This is a genomic window from Microbacterium lemovicicum (assembly GCF_003991875.1).
GTDB classification, from domain to species: Bacteria; Actinomycetota; Actinomycetes; order Actinomycetales; family Microbacteriaceae; genus Microbacterium; species Microbacterium lemovicicum.
Genome location: NZ_CP031423.1, coordinates 1,902,669 through 1,919,574 on the forward strand (window position 1 = coordinate 1,902,669; position 16,906 = coordinate 1,919,574).

Sequence of the window (16,906 nt, forward strand, 5' to 3'; positions counted from 1 at the left end):
GCGGTGGGGTCGTGTTCCGGCGCGGCGCGTCAGGCGCTCCGCCGTCGGGTCGCGAGCCGCTCGAGGACCAGCGTCACGACGTAGAACAGGAGCCCGAGGATGATGGCGGCGAAGACGTAGGCCCACGCCCGGGCGTAGGCGCTGGTGGCCGCCGAGGTGGAGATGAGGCCGCCGAGCCCGCCGCGCGGTCCGCCGAAGTACTCCGCGACGAGGGCGGAGATGACCGCCAGTGAGGAGGCGATCCGGATGCCGGTGAACACGAACGGCACGGCCGTCGGCAGCGTCACGGTGCGCAGCACCTGGCCGCCGCTCGCGGCGTAGGCCGTCATCAGATCGCGGTGCACCGGGATCACCTGGCGGAACCCCCGGAGCGTGTTCAGGAATATCGGCACGAACGACGCGAGCGCGGCGATCGCCTGCCGGCCGAACTGGCTGTCGGCGCCGAACATCGAGTTCAGCACCGGCGCGAGGGCCACGATCGGGATGACGGCGAGGCTCGCCACGACGGGCGCACCCATCATGTCGAGCACGCGCCAGCGTGCCGCGAGCGCCGCCAGGAGGATCCCGAGGATCGCCCCGACCAGTAGCCCGACGAGGGCGTTCGTGCCGGTGACGGCGGTCGCTGCGAGGACGGCCGGTGCGAACGCCACGAGCTCCTCGGCGATCGAGGCCGGACTGGGCAGGAGGTAGTCGCTGACGCCGCCGACCGAGACGAGCACCTGCCATCCGCCGAGCACCACGATGCCGACGACGACCGGCGCGACGATCCGAAGGACGCCGTCCCCTCCCCCGGAGCGCACACGGGACGAGGAGGAGACGGATGCTGCGGCCATCACCGGTTCTCCACCCCCCGCGCCGTCGGGGTGCCCTGGTGCAGGGCCTCACGGACGGCGGTGACCATGCCGAAGAACGCGGTGTCCTCGCGGAGGTCCTCGGTGCGCTCGGACTCCAGCGCGATGGGGACGATCTCCTGGATGCGCCCGGGGCGGGGCGACATGACGACCACCCGGTCGGAGAGGAACACCGCCTCGGGGATGGAGTGGGTGACGAAGACCACGGCGGCGCCGGTCTCGGACGAGATGCGCACGAGCTCGCTCTGCATGCGCTCACGGGTCATCTCGTCGAGCGCGCCGAACGGCTCGTCCATCAGCAGCAGGCTGGGCTGCTCGGCGAGAGCGCGGGCGATCGCGACGCGCTGCTGCATGCCTCCGGAGAGCTGGTCGGGGTACCGGTCGGCGAAGTCCGTCAGGCCCACCATCTCGAGCAGCTCCGCCACGCGTGAGCGGCGGGCCGCAGCATCCGTCCGATGCAGCTCCAGAGGGAGGGCGACGTTGGCCGACACCGTCCGCCAGGGCAGAAGACCCGCCTGCTGGAAGACGATGCCGTAGTCCTGGTCGCGCCGCGCTCGGTCGGCCGTCTTGCCGAAGACGCGCACGCTGCCCGAGGTGGGCTGGTCGAGGTCGGCGACCAGGCGCATGAGGGTCGACTTGCCGCACCCCGAGGGTCCGATGAGCGAGACGAACTCCCCCGGCGCCACCGTCAGGTCGATGCCCGAGAGCGCGGGGACGTCGCCGGAGCGCGTGGAGAAGACCTTGTCGACGCCGGACACCTCCACGGCGGGGGCCGTCGTCCGGTCGGGCCGAGCCTGCTGCTCGAGGGTCACGACCCCACCTCCACGCGTCGGTAGTTCGAGAGGATGACGCCGAGGAGAGCGACGGATCCGGCGGCGACGAGACCGAGCGCGATGGCGCCGAAGATCGGCCCCCAGGCCTTCGAGGGATCACCGGAGGCCTGACCGGCGTACTGGATGAGGATGCGGCCGATGCCGCCCTGGAGCCCTGTCGACACCTCGGCGACGACGGCGCCGACGACGGCGTTCGCGGCACCGAGCCGGAGCGCGGGGATCAGATAGGGCACCGCCGCAGGGAAGCGGAGGCGGGTCAGGGTCTGCCAGGAGCCGGCCGCGTAGGTGTGCATGAGCTCGGTGTGGATGCGGTCCGGCGACTGCAGGCCCCGCAGGGCCCCCACGGCGATCGGGAAGAACGCGAGGTAGCTGGCGATGAGCGCGACGCTCATCCAGTCCTGCCACTCGAACGGGCCGACCTGCACCCGCGAGCCCCAGCTCTTGACCACCGGGGCGAACGCGATGAGCGGAACGGTCTGGCTGAGGATGATCCAGGGCAGGAGACCCCACTCGGCGATCCGCCAGCGCTGCATGATGATCGCCAGACCGATGCCGACCACCAGGCCGACCAGCCAGCCGACGGCCGCGATTCCGAGGGTCACGAGGGCGGCGACGGTCACCTCGAGCCACAGCGGGCGCGCCGTCGGGGCGCTCGTGACGGGTTCCAGCATCCGCGCGGCCATGTCCCAGACGTGCGGCATCGCGAGATCGGTGGTGCGCGGCAGCACCCGCAGTTCTCCGAGGACGACGCCGTTCGCGGGGCCGAGGAGCTTGTAGAGCTCCCAGACGGCCACGACCGCCAGCAGTCCGGCGGCACCCCACAGCCAGCCGATCGCGCGACGTCGCCCGCCCCGCCGCCGGTGCAGCGACGGCGGCGGACCCGCACCGTCGATGAGCCCGGCGGCCGTCACTGCTTCGCCGTCACGTGCTCGGACAGCGCGGGGATCACGGTCTCGCCGTAGACGCGCAGTGTCTCCTCCTTGTTGTCGTGCTGGAGGTAGCCGGCGAACTGGTCGACGCCGAGGGAGCGCAGCTCCTCGAGCTTGGCGATGTGGTCCGACGCGGAGCCGAGCAGGCAGAACCGGTCGATGATCTCGTCGGGCACGAAGTCGGCGTGCGTGTTGCCCGCGCGGCCGTGCTCGTTGTAGTCGTACCCCTGTCGCCCGGCGATGTAGTCGGTCAGCGCCTCAGGCACGGCGCCGTGCTGGCCGTACTTGGTCACGATGTCCGCGACGTGGTTGCCGACCATCCCGCCGAACCAGCGGCACTGGTCGCGCATGTGGGCCCAGTCGTCGCCGATGTAGAACGGGGCGGCGACGCAGATCTTGACGCTCATCGGATCCCGACCGGCCTTCTCGGCGGCATCCCGCACCGTCTGGATCATCCACTTCGCGATGTCGACGTCGGCGAGCTGCAGGATGAAGCCGTCGCCCACCTCGCCGGCGAGCTTCAGCGCCAGCGGGCCGTAGGCGGCCACCCAGACCTCGAGCTCGCTTCCGACCGACCAGGGGAAGCGGAGCGTCGCGCCGTTGTACTCCACCTCGCGGGAGTTGCCGAGTTCGCGGATGACGTGGATCGACTCGCGCAGCTCGCGCAGTGTCGTCGGCTTGCCGTTCGTGACCCGCACGGCGGAGTCGCCCCGGCCGATGCCGACGATCGTCCTGTTGCCGTACATCTCGTTGAGGGTGGCGAACACCGACGCGGTGACCGTCCAGTCGCGCGTCGCCGGATTCGTGACGAACGGCCCCACCGTGACCTTGCGGGTCTCGGCGAGGATCTGGCTGTAGATGACGTACGGCTCCTGCCACAGCAGGTGCGAGTCGAAGGTCCACACGTGCGAGAAGCCGTGCTGCTCGGCGAGTCTGGCGAGCGCGATCGTGCGCGACGCCGGGGGGTTGGTCTGCAGGACCGCTCCGAAATCCATGTGTCCGTCCTCAGATCAGGTACTGGCTGAGGGCGCGCTTGACGTACCGGCCGTGTCCGGCGGACCCGTGGTAGACGCCGCCGTCGACGATGACCCGTCCGCGCGAGAGCACGGTGTCGACGTGGCCGTCGATCTCGAACCCCTCCCAGGCGGAGTGGTCCATGTTCATGTGGTGCGACTCGTGGACCCCGATGGACGTGTGGCCGTTCGGGTCGTAGATGACGATGTCGGCGTCGGCCCCCGGCGCGATCACGCCCTTCTGCCCGTAGAGCCCGAACATGCGCGCGGGGGTGGTGCTCGTGAGCTCCACCCAGCGCTCGAGGGTGAGTTCGCCGGTCACGACGCCCTGGTACATGAGGTCCATGCGGTGCTCGACGGAGCCGATGCCGTTCGGGATCTTCCGGAAGTCGCCGCGGCCGAGCTCCTTCTGGTCCTTCATGCAGAACGGGCAGTGGTCGGTGGAGACCATCTGCAGGTCATTGGTGCGCAGGGCCTGCCACATGGAGTCCTGGTGTCCCTCGGCGCGGGAGCGCAGCGGCGTCGAGCACACCCATTTCGCGCCCTCGAACCGGCCCCACTGCTCGCTCGAGGCACCCAGCTGGTCCTCCAGAGACAGGTACAGGTACTGCGGGCACGTCTCGCCGAACGCGTTCTGGCCGCGGTCGCGCGCCCAGGCGAGCTGCTCCACCGCCTGCTTGGCGCTGACGTGCACGACGTAGAGCGGCGCGCCGGTGAGGTTGGCCAGCATGATCGCGCGGTGCGTGGCCTCCTCCTCCATCTGCCATGCGCGCGCGATGCCGTGGAAGTACGGGTCGGTCTTGCCCTCGGCGTACAGCTGCTCCGCGAGCACATCGATGACCGGACCGTTCTCCGCGTGCATCATCGTGAGCATGCCCGTGTCGCGCGAGACCTGCATCGCCTTCAGGATCTGCGCGTCGTCGGAGTAGAAGACGCCCGGGTAGGCCATGAAGAGCTTGAAGCTCGTGATGCCCTCATCGATGAGGCCGGGCATGGCGGCCAGGGCGTCCTGGTCGACTCCGCCGATGATCTGGTGGAACCCGTAGTCGATCGCGCAGGTGCCGGCGGCCTTGCGATGCCACTCGGCGAGGCCGTCCTGGATGCGCTCGCCGGTGCGCTGGACGGCGAAGTCGATGATCGTCGTCGTGCCGCCCCATGCCGCGGCGCGCGTGCCCGTCTCGAACGTGTCGGAGGCGGCGGTGCCGCCGAACGGCAGCTCCATGTGCGTGTGCGCGTCGATGCCCCCGGGGATGACGTACTTGCCGGTGGCATCCAGGACGGTGTCGACGGATGCCGCGAGGTCGCTCCCGAGCAGCACGGATCCGGGTGCGAGCACCGCGACGATGCGCTCGCCGTCGACGAGGACGTCTGCCGGCACGCGTCCGGTCGCGCTGACGACGATGCCGCCGGCGATGAGGGTCGTGGTCATGATGTGGCGCCCTTTCCGGTCACGGCTTCGCGATCTGCGTGTAGGAGTCGGGCCGGCGGTCGCGGTAGAACTGCCAGTCGTCGCGCATCTGCTGCACCATGTCCATGTCGAGGTCGCGCACGAGCACCTCCTCGTGGCTGCCCGAGCCGCGCTCCCCCACGAAGTTGCCGCGGGGGTCGATGACCTGGCTCGTGCCGTAGAAGTCGACGGCGAGCTCGCCGTACTCGTTGTCCTCGCGGCCGACCCGGTTGGGCTGCAGCACGAAGTAGCCGTTCGCCACCGCCGCCGCGGGGCCCTCGACCTCCCAGAGCCGGTTCGACAGGCCGGGCTTCGTGGCATTCGGGTTGAACACCATGTGCGCCCCGCTCAGGCCCAGCTCGCGCCATCCCTCGGGGAAGTGCCGGTCGTAGCAGATGTACATGCCGACCTTGCCGACCGCGGTGTCGAAGACGGGATAGCCGAGGTTGCCGGGACGGAAGTAGAACTTCTCCCAGAACCGGTCGAGGTGGGGCAGGTGGTGCTTTCGGTACGTGCCGAGGATGGAGCCGTCCGCATCCACCAGCACCGAGGTGTTGTAGTAGACGCCGGTCTGCGCCTCCTCGTAGATGGGCAGCACCATGACGGTGCCGAGCTCCTTGGCAACGTCCGCGAAGCGCTGCACGATCGGGCCGTCGGCCGGCTCGGCGTAGCGGTAGTATTTCTGATCCTGCGTGATCCCGAAGTAGGGACCGTAGAACAGCTCCTGGAAGCAGACCACCTGCGCACCGTCTGCGGCCGCCTGCCGCGCGAAGGCCTCGTGCTTGTCGAGCATCGACTCCTTGTCACCCGTCCACGTCGTCTGCGTGATCGCCGCTCGTACTGTCGTCATCGTCGTCTCCCTCGCTGTCCCCGCACTGTCATCGTGCGGCGCGCACGTTTCGCGCGCGTTTCGCCGATCTTGCGTTCTCGACCGGATCCACCTCGACCCGGTCATCCGCGGGCGTGACGGCCCCGGTGATGGCTGAACGTACACGACACGGATGCCGCGGCACCATGCTCCCTACAACCTGCAAGCGCTTGCGCTCGACGCCTCGACACCGCTCCCGGCCCGCCATAGCGTGGAACGATGGACAGCACCCTGGACTGCCTCTCGACGTGGATGCCGCATCAGCGGTGGTACGCCGCGAAAGGCCGCACACCCGCCCTCCGTCTCGTCGGCTCGTGGGATCTCCTCTCGCCCGATCCGGCCGCGCGGGTGCGCACGCTGCTCGTCGCCGACGAGGCCTCGACGCCCGCTGTGCTCTACCAGGTGCCGGTGGTGGAGCGCTCCACGGCGACCGTCGCCGACGACGCGGTCGGCGTCATCGGCTCGCCGGAGTCCGGCATCACGCTCATCGACGGCCCCACCGACGCCGCTTACACCGCGGGGCTCCTGGGCCTCGTCTCCTCGGGAGGCCGTGCCGGCTCCGGTGACACCGTGGCGACGGGTCGGCCCGCGGCATCCGCCCCGTCGACGGCCGACGACCACGCGTCGCGCGTCCTCAGCGGCGAGCAGTCGAACACCTCGATCATCTACACGTCGGCTGCGGGCGGGGCGCCCGTCATCTCCAAGGTCTTCCGGCAGCTGCACCCCGGGCTGAATCCCGACATCGAGCTGCAGACCGCGCTCGCCGACGTCGGCTCCCCCTTCGTGCCGCGCGCCGTCGGGTCGCTCGGCGGCACATGGGCGGGCACCGACGGCCCCGTCGAGGGCTCGCTGGCCTTCGCCCAGGAGTTCCTCCCCGGCGTCGAGGACGCCTGGCGGGTCGCCCTCGCCGCGGCCGAGGCCGGCGAGGACTTCACCGCCCGCGCGCGCGACCTCGGGGTCGCGACGGCGACGGTGCACGCCGACCTGGCGCGGCTCTTCCCGACGACCGTGTCGGGCGACGCCGAACGCGCGGCGGCAGCGGCGTCGTGGCGTGTACGCCTCGACACGGCGATCGCGGAGGTGCCGGAGCTCGCGCCGTTCCGGGAGCCGATCCTCGCCGTCTACGGACGGGCGACCGAAGCGGCATGGCCGGCGCTGCAGCGCATCCACGGCGACTACCACCTCGGGCAGGTGATCCTCGTGCCCGACCACGGCTGGGTGCTCCTGGACTTCGAGGGCGAGCCCCTGCGGCCGATGTCGGAGCGGACGCGGCCCGACCTGGCGCTGCGCGATGTCGCGGGCATGCTGCGGTCGTTCGACTACGTCGCCGGATCCCTCCGTCTCGCTCAGCCCGATCGGCCCGCGGACGACGTCGGCGCCTGGGCCGCCGACGCGCGGCGGGCGTTCCTGGACGGCTACGCGCACGCGGGTGAGGACCCGGCACGGACGCAGGCGCTCCTGGATGCGCTCGAGATCGACAAGGCCGTCTACGAGGCGATCTACGAGGCCCGCAACCGCCCGAGCTGGCTGCCGATCCCGCTCGGCGCCGTCGGCCGTCTCGTCGACGGACCGACGCGCTCCTAGCCCGCGGGAGACGACGAGCTCCCCGCGCGCGTGGAGACGACGCGCCCGAGACGACGAAGGCCGCCGCGCGAGGTGATCGCGGGGCGGCCTTCGTGCGTCGGACGCTACTGCGGGAGCGTTCCGAGCGTGACCTTCGCCGTCAGCGTCTTGCCGTCGCGCGCGTAGGTGAGCGTCGCCTCGCTGCCGGCCGCGGCCGCACGCACCTGTGCGGTGAGGTCGACCGAGTCGGTGATCGGCACGCCGTTGAAGGAGGTGACGACGTCGCCCTTCTCCAAGCCGCCGCCCGCTGCCGCACCGCCGGAGGTCACATCGGAGATGTAGGCCCCGGTGGTCGTGGCGCCCTGGACGGATGCCGCGGCCTGCACGGTCGCGCCGAGCAGGCCGTGCGTGGCGGCGCCGTCGTCGATGATCTCGTTCGCGACGCGCTGCGCGATGTCGGACGGGATCGAGAAGCCGACGCCGATGGAGCCCGACTGGCCGCCCGACGACGACCCGCCGGCGGACGCGATCGCGACGTTGATGCCGATGAGCTTTCCCTCGGAATCGACGAGCGCCCCGCCGGAGTTGCCCGGGTTGATGGCCGCGTCGGTCTGGATGACCGCGATCGAGATCGAGGACGTCGCCTGCTGCTGCTGCTGACCCTGACCGGGGATGTCGAAGAAGAACGGGCTGTCCTGCCCGCTGTCTCCCTGATCCTGCTGCTCGCCCGAGTCGGGTGCCGCGGAGGACGCGATCTGGATCGAGCGGTTCAGCGCGCTGACGATGCCCGTGGTGACCGTGTTGGAGAGACCGAGCGGCGCGCCGATGGCGACCGTGGCGTCGCCGACGTTGAGCTTGCTGGAGTCGCCGAACTCGATGGGAGTGAGGTCGGTGGCATCCTTCAGCTTGATCACGGCGAGGTCGTAGGTCGGGTCGGTGCCGACCACGTCGGCGTCGTACACGCGGCCGTCGGAGGTGGTGACGCGGATGGTGGCGTCACCGGCCGCGCCGTCGAGCGTGACCACGTGGGTGTTGGTGAGCACATAGCCGTCGGTGTTGAGGATCACACCGGAGCCGGTGCCGCCCGACGACCCGGAGGCAGCCTCGATGGTGACCACGCTCGGCGTGACCTTCGCCGCGATGGCCGTGGTGGCGTTGACGGACTCCGTGTCGTTGACGGTCACCGTCTGGGGGCCGGCGGCGGGTGCCGCGGCGCTCGTGCTCCACATGTTGACGCCCGCATAGGCGCCCCCGAGCCCGGCGGCCCCGCCGACGAGGGCGGCGGCCACGATGAGCCCGACGACGGCCCCGGCGGTGTTCTTCTTGCGCGGGCCGTTCTCCGTCGCCGTCGATGCGGTGGTGACGGAGCCGGGCAGCGGCTCGGTGGGCTGCGTCTGCTGATAGGACCCCGTGCCGAAGGCGGCTCCGGGGTGTGGGTGACCGGCGGCACGGGGGTCGGCCTGCGGGCGCGTGGCGCCGTACGACGGTGCGCCGTACGGCGCGTTGCCGGCCGGTGCGCCGTAGGGCTGCGTCCGCGACGGGTCGTACCCCTGTCCGCCATAGGGCTGCGAGCCGTTCGGCTGCGAGCCGTTCGGCGCGGCAGGGGCCCCGTAGGGCTGCTGCGGTGCCGACGGGCGTCCCTCGGGGGCCTGCCAGCCTCCCTGAGCGGCCTGCGGCGCAGCCGGAGCGGGGCGCGGGTCGTGGGGAGCGGACGCCGCGGGGGGCGCGACCGGGGTTCCGGCGTCGTGGCCGGTGTCCGGAGTGCTCTCCGGGGTGGATGCTGCTGCGGTGGACTCGTCCGGGCGGTCGCCCTGGGTGTCGCTCATGGGTTGCTCCTTCTTCCAGGCGAGGACAACACTGTCAACCGATCCTGTGGATCTTCTATGCCACGACCCCGGTGAACCTATGCGAGTAATCTGAGGCCGATGCGAGAACCAGCGGGCGCCTGGCGCCGAACCGCGGCGGGGGCGGGACTCCTCGCACCGGACGGATCCACCCGTCCCACCATCTTCGCCGAGATGAGCGCACTCGCGGCCGCCACGGGCGCGATCAACCTGGGTCAGGGCTTCCCCGATGAGGACGGCCCGGCCGTCGTGCTGGAGGCCGCGAGGGCGGCGATCTCCGACGGCGTCAATCAGTACCCGCCCGGTCGCGGCTCGGTGGAGCTCCGCCTCGCCGTCGCCGAGCACCAGCAGCGCTTCTACCGGCTCGCGCTCGACCCCGAGCAGGAGATCCTCATCACCGCCGGAGCCACCGAAGCGCTCGCCGCGACGCTGCTGGCGCTCGTCGACGGCCCCGACGACGAGGTCGTCGTCTTCGAGCCGCACTACGACTCATACGCCGCGTGCATCGCCCTGGCCGGTGCCCGGCTGGTGCCGGTGCCGCTGCGCTGGCCGCTGTTCCAGCCTGACCTCGATGAGCTCCGACGAGCCGTGACCGACCGCACCCGCGTCATCCTCGTCAACGACCCGCACAACCCGACCGGCTCGATGTTCTCCGCCGAGGTGCGCGCGGAGATCGTGCGGCTGGCCGAGCGTCATGACGCGATCATCGTCACCGACGAGGTCTACGAGCACCTCGCCTTCGACCGGCCGCACGTGCCGATCGCCGGCGCGGAGGGCGCACGCGGGCGCACGATCTCCATCTCCTCGGGCGGGAAGACCTTCTCCACGACGGGCTGGAAGATCGGCTGGGCGACGGGTCCCGCGCCGCTCATCGAGGCGGTCGTCGCCGTCAAGCAGTACCTGACCTACTCCGGCGGGGCGCCGTTCCAGCCCGCGATCGCCGTCGGGCTGCGCCTGCCCGATGAGGCGTTCGCCGCGATCACCGCCTCCTATCGCGCGAAGCGCGATCTCCTGGGCGAGGGCCTCCGAACGGCGGGGTTCGACGTGTCGACGCCGGACGGCTCCTACTTCACCGTTGTGGATGCTGCGCCTCTCGGTGCCACGGATGCCGATGCCTTCTGCCGGGAGCTGCCCGCGCGTGCCGGCGTCGCGGCGATCCCGCTGACGGCCTTCGTGACGCCGACGCACCGCGCGGACTACGCCACGCTCGTGCGCTTCGCGGCCTGCAAGCGCGAGGACGTCCTCAGCGAGGCGACGTCGCGACTGTCGGTCCTGCGCTGACCGGGGCCCGTCCCCGTCCGGTCAGGCGTCGCCGTCCCGCGGCGTCGCCGGCTCACCCGGTACGACCCGCAGCCGGCGGAGCTGCAGGGCCGGATTCACCCGGCGCACGCGCGCGATCGCCGCACGGTCCAGGTGTGCGACGGCGACCTCCTCGGCGGCGATGCCGACGGCCGCGCGCTCGACACCCTGCGGGTCGACGATCATCGAATGCCCGACGCCCAGCGGCGGCGGGTGATCGGCGGCCGCGACGAAGAACGTGTTCTCGATCGCGCGGGCGTGCAGGAGCGTGCGCCAGTGCTGCTCCTTGAGCGGGCCGCGCACCCACTCCGCAGCGACCAGCACGAGGTCCGCGCCGGCGTCGGCGAGGAGCCGCGTGACCTCGGGGAAGCGGAGGTCGTAGCAGGTCATGAGCCCCACGCGCAGACCGTCGACGTCGAACGTCTCCGGTGCGCCGAGCTCCCCCGGCTCCACCCAGTCGGATTCGCGCTGCCCGAAGGCGTCGTACAGGTGCAGCTTGCGGTAGCGCGCCACGATGCCGGAACCGTCCACGGCCACCACGGTGTTGCGCACGCGACGCCCGTCCGAGCCGTGTTCGAGCATCCCCGCGACCACGTGCACGCCATGGCGGGCGGCGATCGCGATCAGCTCGGACGTGAAGGGGCCCTCGACGGGCTCGGCGTGGGCGCTCAGCCGGTCGTCGAAGGGGTCGACGAAGTAGCTGGAGTACTCGGGGAACAGCACCAGGCGCGCCCCGCGCTGCGCGGCGACAGCGGTCAGCCGGTCGATCGTCGCGAGATTGGCGCCGCGGTCGTCGATCGGGGCGAACTGCGCCACCGCGACGCCCAGCGCCGGCAGCTGCTCACCGGTCACGGCTCCTCCCTCGGGTGACGGGCGCGGATGACCGCCGGCACGATGATCCAGAGCGCGGCGATGACCGCGCCGAGCGCTCCCAGCGCGATCCAGGCGGCCGCAGCATCCAGCACCACGTCGAAGACGAAGGCGACCACGCCGACCAGCAGCAGCGCCACCAGGCACAACGCGGTCACGAGCGCCAGATGCCCGTAGGTGACCACGCGGGCCTTCTCCTGGCGCCGGAAGAGCGTGCGGTGCAGGGCGACGGGCGAGAGGGCGACGATCGCACTCAGCGCCGACAGCACGACGAGCGTGAGGTAGACCGCGCGCTGGAAGGCGGTGAGGTCGGCGAACGCCGGCTGGAAGGCGAGTGCGAGCAGGAAGCCGGTGAGGATCTGCGTGCCGGTCTGAAGCACCCGCAGCTCCTGGAGCACCTCGTTCCAGTTGCGGTCGGCCCGCTCGACCGCGGTCTCGTCGCGGCCGTCGACCTGATCGTCGGGCATCTCGGAGCGGCGTGCGGAGGACATGTCCATATCCTCCCCATCCAGGTCGGTGCCGGGCAAGCCGATGGCCCTGACACGCACCGGTTCGCGGCCCCTCCGGAGGCGTGTTAGGCTTTTCATGTGCCGCGGGGTGGAGCAGTTCGGTAGCTCGCTGGGCTCATAACCCAGAGGTCGCAGGTTCAAATCCTGTCCCCGCAACCAACAAGACTAGGCGCCCTTCCGAGGGCGCCTAGTCTTTTCTGCGTGTGCTGCTCGCCGCGGGCTCGTCGCTCGACACCGCACGGCCGAGCTCCTCGAGGAAGCGGCCGATGACGCGCAGCTCCCCGTCGCTGTACCGGTCCGCGACAGCCCGCATCTTCGCCAAGCTGTGCCCGAAGTTGCGGAAGAAGGCCTGCCGCGAGAGATCCGTCAGCACCACGACGCGCGAGCGCCCGTCGTGCGGGTGGGGACGGCGGTCGAGGTGTCCCGCGCGACTCAGCCGGTCGAGCATCTTCGTGGTGGACGCGGTGGTGATGCGCAGGTGACGGGCGAGATCGTGGGGACTGACGACCTCGCCGCGCGACTCGCGCATGATGAGCATCCGGAGGGCCGCGAGATCGGTCGCGTTCATCTCCATATCGCCCTTCATGTCGCTGTGCATGCGGTCGATGGCATCGGTGAATGCGCGAACCTCCTCCAGCACCTCGCGAACTGCGAGATCATGGAGGGACTGCGGCGTCGAGCGCTCGGTCATGTCGACATTGCCTCCCGGGGACGGTTATCATCATGACACGCGATCGCTAGCTAAACTAGCAATAAGGAGCACCATGAACGATGGCGATCAGGTCGTCCTTCTCGACGAAGAGGGACGTGCGATCGGCACCGCGCCCAAGGCCACCGTGCACGACACGGAGACAGCCTTGCATCTCGCCTTCTCCTGCCACGTCATGAACGACGCCGGCGAGGTCCTCGTCACCCGCCGCGCCCTCTCCAAGGTCGCATGGCCGGGCGTCTGGACCAACTCCTTCTGCGGACACCCCGCTCCCGGCGAAGCCATGGAGGACGCCGTCCGTCGCCGTGCCGCGTACGAGCTGGGGCTCGAGATCGACGAACTCGAGCTCCGGCTCCCCGACTTCCGGTACCGCGCGGTCGACGCGAGCGGCATCGTGGAGAACGAGATCTGCCCCGTGTTCTTCGCCCGCGCGCGGCACGAACCCGTGCCGAACCCCCTCGAGGTCGTCGACGTGCGGTGGGTCGATCCCCTCGCGCTGGGCAGCGCGCTCAGCGCGGCCGCCTGGGCCTTCAGCCCCTGGCTCGAGCTCCAGTCCGAGCAGCTGCCCCTCTTCGGGCGGGATGTGCTCACCGGCGCCGCGACGCCATGATCACCCTCGCCACCGACGCCGCCTCGCGCGCGGCGATCGATCGGGAGATCGACCGGGCCCTCGGCCGCATCGCCGCCCGCTGCCTCGCCCTGGGCGACGGCGCTGTGGCCCTCGGCGATGCCATCGCCCGCTCCACCACGGGCGGCAAGCGGTTCCGTCCGGCACTCGTGGTCTCAGCCTTCAGCGCCTTCGGCTCCGACCCCGCCGACGTGCCCGCCCTCTATCCGGTGGCGGCCGCCTTCGAACTCCTCCACACGGCCTTCGTGGTGCACGACGACGTCATCGACAACGACACCGAGCGCCGCGGCATCCCGAACGTCGTGGGCGAGTTCCGCGATCGCGGACGCAGCAGCGGAGCGGATGCCGCGGCTTCCTCGCTCGTGGGAGACGCGGCCGGGATCCTGGCCGGCGACCTCCTGCTCCACGAGGCCGAGCGCATCATCGCGCTCGCCGCCCTTGATCCCGGCGCTCGCGCGCTGATCCTCGACGTCATCGACGACGCGGTCTTCGTCTCCGTCGCCGGTGAACTCGCCGACGTCGAGAACGCGGCGGCCGGAGACTGGGCGTCACCGGAGGCCATCCTCAACGCCGCCCACGACAAGACCGCCGTGTACTCCTTCACCGCCCCGCTCCGCGCCGGCGCGATCCTCGCGGGCGCCCCGCCCGAGGCGTTCCCCGCCATCGATCGCTTCGGCGGCCGGCTCGGCCTCGCCTTCCAGCTCGTCGATGACCTCATCGGCGCGTTCGGCTCTCCCGAGCAGGCCGGACGCGACGCGGGCGGCGACCTGCGCGAGGCCAAGCGCACGCCGCTCGTCGCACTCGCCCGGGAGTCGGCGTCGTGGCCGCTCGTCAGCTCGGCGCTCGCCCTCGCGCACACCGGTCCGATCGCGGTCGCGGAGGCGCAGCGGATGCTCGACGAGAGCGGCGCCCGCGACGGCGTCCTGGGTCTCATCGAGGAGACGCTCGCCGAGTCGCGCGCCGCCGCCCGCGACGCGTCCCTGCCCATCGACGTCCGCACGCTGCTCCTCGGCCTCGCCGACGCGGTGCAGGAGAGGATCCCGTGAGTCGAGAGCCCACCGGACTCGAGCTGTACGACAGGACGGCGAGGGATGCCGCGGCCGCGGTGATCGCGGCCTACTCCACCTCGTTCGGCCTCGCCTGCCGCCTGCTCGGCCCGCGGGTGCGCCCGCACGTGCGCAACATCTACGCACTGGTGCGCATCGCGGACGAGATCGTGGACGGGCCCGCGGCGGCCGCCGGCCTCAGCGCGGAGGCGGAGCGCGCCGTGCTGGATGACCTCGAGACCGAGGTCTACACGGCCATCGAGCGGGGTTTCAGTGCGAACCTGGTGGTGCACGCTTTCGCCACCACCGCACGCGAGTGCGCGATCGGGGAAGACCTCATCCGCCCGTTCTTCTCCTCCATGCGGACGGACCTCGAGCGCACCGACCACGACGCCGCCTCCCACGCGGAGTACGTCTACGGGTCGGCCGAGGTCGTCGGGCTGATGTGCCTGCAGGTGTTCGTGAGCGCCGGGTCGCGGCATCCGGTCGCTGCGGCTCCCCACCTCGTCGAGGGTGCCCGCCGCCTCGGAGCGGCGTTCCAGGACGTGAACTTCCTGCGCGACCACGAGCACGACGCCGGCGGCCTCGGCCGCAACTATCTCGGCCTCGACGGCACGAGCGCCTCGCGCATCGCGGTGCTGAACCGCATCGACGCCGACCTCGCCGCCGCCGCTGCGACGGTGCCGGCCCTGCCCGCCGACTGCCGCCGGGCCGTCACGCTGGCGCACGACCTCTTCGCGGAGCTGTCGGCGCGTCTGCGGCAGGACCATGACGCCGGACGCCGCGTGCGCGTGCCGGATCCGGTGAAGGCGGCCATCGCGGCCCGGGTGATCGCCGGTCGCCCTCCTCGACCCCCGGGCGCCCGCAGCGGGCGCACCATCTCGATCGGAGCAGGACGATGACCCCCGACCACAGCCGCACCAACGGACGCGAGGTCGTCGTCATCGGCGCCGGCATCGCGGGCCTCGCCACCGCGGCGCTCCTCTCTGCGGAGGGCTACGACGTCACGGTCTACGAGGGCCGCGACGAGATCGGCGGCCGTGCCGGATCGTGGGAGCGGGACGGCTTCCGCTTCGACACCGGTCCGAGCTGGTACCTGATGCCCGAGGTGTTCGATCACTTCTTCCGCCTGCTCGGCACCTCGGCCGAGGACGAGCTGGACCTCGTCCCGCTGACCCCGGCCTACCGCGTGTTCACCGAGAACGAGGGGGCGGAGCAGCCTCTGGACGTCGTGTCGGGGCGCGCCGAGGCCATCGCGCTGTTCGAGGGCATCGAGCCGGGCTCCGGCACGGTGCTCGACGAGTACCTCGATTCAGCCGGAGATGCGTACGACCTGTCCATCAACCGGTTCCTCTACGACTCCTACGAGTCGCTGGGCGGCCTCACCGACCCGGAGCTGCTGAAGCTGCTCCCCCGGCTCGCTCCGCTGCTGACCCGCTCGCTCTCGTCGTACGTCGAGAAGCGCTTCCAGGATCCGCGCCTGCGCCAGGTGCTCGGCTATCCCGCGGTCTTCCTGGGCGGATCGCCGTTCGGCGTGCCGAGCCTGTACCACCTGATGAGCCACCTCGACCTCGATGAGGGCGTGCTCTATCCCCGGGGCGGTCTGACCACCGTCATCCAGGCCGTCGAGCGCGTGGCGGTGCGTCACGGCGTGACGATCCGCACGGGCGCCCCGGTCGTGGGGATCACGACCGAGGAGGATCCGAAGGCGCGGGCCACCGGCATCCGTCTTCAGGACGGCACCACGGTCGCGGCCGATCTCGTCGTCTCCACGACCGACCTCCACCACACCGAGACGCAGCTGCTCCCCGAGCACCTGCGCACCTACCCCGAGTCGTGGTGGAAGAACAAGACGCCGAGCCCCGGCGCGCTGCTCCTTCTGCTGGGCGTCGAGGGGGAGCTCCCTCAGCTCGCGCACCACACGCTGCTGTTCACGGCCGACTGGCGGGAGAACTTCGGCGCCATCTTCGGCAAGGACACCTACATTCCCGATCCCGCCTCGATCTACGTCTGCCGGCCCAGCGCCACCGACGACTCGGTGGCGCCCGAGGGGCACGAGAACCTCTTCGTGCTCGTTCCGGTGCCCGCCGACCCGTCGATCGGACGCGGCGGCGTGGACGGGGCGGGAGACGCGTCGGTCGAGGCCGCAGCCGACCTGGTGATCGCGCAGATCGCGGAATGGACCGGCGTGCCCGACCTCGCCGACCGCATCGTCGTGCGGCGCACCATCGCCCCCGGTGACTTCGAGGCCGACCTGCACGCCTGGCGGGGGAATTCCCTCGGCCTCGCGCACACGCTGGGCCAGAGCGCGGTGTTCCGTCCGCGCAACGCGTCGAAGAAGGTCGAGAACCTCTCCTACGCCGGCGGATCGGTGCTTCCGGGCATCGGGCTGCCGATGTGCCTGATCTCCGCGGAGCTCGTGCTCAAGAGGCTCCGCGGCGATCGTTCGACCGGGCCGGTGGCGGAGCCCGCGCACGTCGCATCCCCCGGGGCCTGA

The 16,906-nt window shown here is 71.2% G+C and carries 16 protein-coding genes and 1 tRNA gene; 7 read left to right on the plus strand and 10 right to left on the minus strand.

Annotation, left to right across the window (positions count from 1 at the left end; all coding sequences use genetic code 11):
• Positions 1-29 precede the first annotated feature (29 nt).
• Genes CVS47_RS08960 through CVS47_RS08985 form a run of 6 tightly spaced genes read right to left on the minus strand, consistent with a single transcriptional unit; the run spans position 30 to position 5,923 of the window.
• Entirely contained in the window at positions 30-833 is an 804-nt protein-coding gene (locus CVS47_RS08960) for an ABC transporter permease (protein WP_127095773.1), read from the minus strand.
• A complete protein-coding gene (locus tag CVS47_RS08965) occupies positions 833-1,663 on the minus strand; it encodes an ABC transporter ATP-binding protein (RefSeq protein ID WP_127095774.1) in 831 nt (276 codons plus the stop codon). The genes CVS47_RS08960 and CVS47_RS08965 overlap by 1 nt, the downstream gene beginning before the upstream one ends.
• Entirely contained in the window at positions 1,660-2,595 is a 936-nt protein-coding gene (locus tag CVS47_RS08970) for an ABC transporter permease (protein WP_378790515.1), read from the minus strand. The genes CVS47_RS08965 and CVS47_RS08970 overlap by 4 nt, the downstream gene beginning before the upstream one ends.
• Complete coding sequence (locus tag CVS47_RS08975) at positions 2,592-3,608, minus strand: TIGR03842 family LLM class F420-dependent oxidoreductase (RefSeq protein ID WP_127095775.1); 1,017 nt, start codon at positions 3,606-3,608, stop codon at positions 2,592-2,594. The genes CVS47_RS08970 and CVS47_RS08975 overlap by 4 nt, the downstream gene beginning before the upstream one ends.
• A gap of 10 nt (positions 3,609-3,618) precedes the next feature.
• The gene (hydA, locus tag CVS47_RS08980; protein WP_127095776.1) at positions 3,619-5,055 is read right to left on the minus strand and encodes a dihydropyrimidinase; all 1,437 of its coding nucleotides are present in this window, start codon (positions 5,053-5,055) and stop codon (positions 3,619-3,621) included.
• Between the two features lie 19 nt (positions 5,056-5,074).
• Entirely contained in the window at positions 5,075-5,923 is an 849-nt protein-coding gene (locus tag CVS47_RS08985) for a nitrilase-related carbon-nitrogen hydrolase (RefSeq protein ID WP_127095777.1), read from the minus strand.
• A gap of 237 nt (positions 5,924-6,160) precedes the next feature.
• Between CVS47_RS08985 and CVS47_RS08990 the strand changes: the two genes are divergently transcribed.
• Positions 6,161-7,525, plus strand: a complete 1,365-nt coding sequence (locus CVS47_RS08990; RefSeq protein WP_127095778.1) for a maltokinase N-terminal cap-like domain-containing protein — start codon at positions 6,161-6,163, stop codon at positions 7,523-7,525.
• 104 nt (positions 7,526-7,629) lie between these two features.
• On the opposite strand, the gene CVS47_RS08995 is transcribed toward CVS47_RS08990, so the two are convergent.
• Positions 7,630-9,330 (minus strand): S1C family serine protease, encoded by a 1,701-nt coding sequence (locus tag CVS47_RS08995; RefSeq protein WP_127095779.1) that lies wholly within the window; start codon positions 9,328-9,330, stop codon positions 7,630-7,632.
• Positions 9,331-9,429: 99 nt separating this feature from the next.
• Between CVS47_RS08995 and CVS47_RS09000 the strand changes: the two genes are divergently transcribed.
• Positions 9,430-10,629, plus strand: a complete 1,200-nt coding sequence (locus tag CVS47_RS09000; RefSeq protein ID WP_127095780.1) for an aminotransferase class I/II-fold pyridoxal phosphate-dependent enzyme — start codon at positions 9,430-9,432, stop codon at positions 10,627-10,629.
• Between the two features lie 21 nt (positions 10,630-10,650).
• Here CVS47_RS09000 and CVS47_RS09005 read toward each other — a convergent pair whose 3' ends face one another.
• Entirely contained in the window at positions 10,651-11,499 is an 849-nt protein-coding gene (locus CVS47_RS09005) for a carbon-nitrogen hydrolase family protein (RefSeq protein WP_241240086.1), read from the minus strand.
• Positions 11,496-12,008: a DUF6328 family protein gene (locus CVS47_RS09010; protein ID WP_127095781.1), complete on the minus strand. Its 513-nt coding sequence runs from the start codon at positions 12,006-12,008 to the stop codon at positions 11,496-11,498. Before CVS47_RS09010 ends, CVS47_RS09005 begins: the two co-directional genes overlap by 4 nt.
• A gap of 100 nt (positions 12,009-12,108) precedes the next feature.
• Here CVS47_RS09010 and CVS47_RS09015 point away from each other — a divergent pair.
• A tRNA-Met gene (locus tag CVS47_RS09015) sits at positions 12,109-12,185 on the plus strand.
• A 28-nt stretch (positions 12,186-12,213) separates the two neighbouring features.
• On the opposite strand, the gene CVS47_RS09020 is transcribed toward CVS47_RS09015, so the two are convergent.
• A complete protein-coding gene (locus CVS47_RS09020) occupies positions 12,214-12,717 on the minus strand; it encodes a MarR family winged helix-turn-helix transcriptional regulator (RefSeq protein WP_127095782.1) in 504 nt (167 codons plus the stop codon).
• 73 nt (positions 12,718-12,790) lie between these two features.
• Here CVS47_RS09020 and idi point away from each other — a divergent pair, with 73 nt between their 5' ends.
• Genes idi through crtI form a run of 4 tightly spaced genes read left to right on the plus strand, consistent with a single transcriptional unit; the run spans position 12,791 to position 16,906 of the window.
• Positions 12,791-13,345 (plus strand): isopentenyl-diphosphate Delta-isomerase, encoded by a 555-nt coding sequence (idi, locus tag CVS47_RS09025; RefSeq protein ID WP_127095783.1) that lies wholly within the window; start codon positions 12,791-12,793, stop codon positions 13,343-13,345.
• The gene (locus CVS47_RS09030; RefSeq protein WP_127095784.1) at positions 13,342-14,409 is read left to right on the plus strand and encodes a polyprenyl synthetase family protein; all 1,068 of its coding nucleotides are present in this window, start codon (positions 13,342-13,344) and stop codon (positions 14,407-14,409) included. Before idi ends, CVS47_RS09030 begins: the two co-directional genes overlap by 4 nt.
• Positions 14,406-15,311, plus strand: a complete 906-nt coding sequence (locus CVS47_RS09035; RefSeq protein WP_127095785.1) for a phytoene/squalene synthase family protein — start codon at positions 14,406-14,408, stop codon at positions 15,309-15,311. Before CVS47_RS09030 ends, CVS47_RS09035 begins: the two co-directional genes overlap by 4 nt.
• Entirely contained in the window at positions 15,308-16,906 is a 1,599-nt protein-coding gene (crtI, locus tag CVS47_RS09040; protein ID WP_127095786.1) for a phytoene desaturase family protein, read from the plus strand. Before CVS47_RS09035 ends, crtI begins: the two co-directional genes overlap by 4 nt.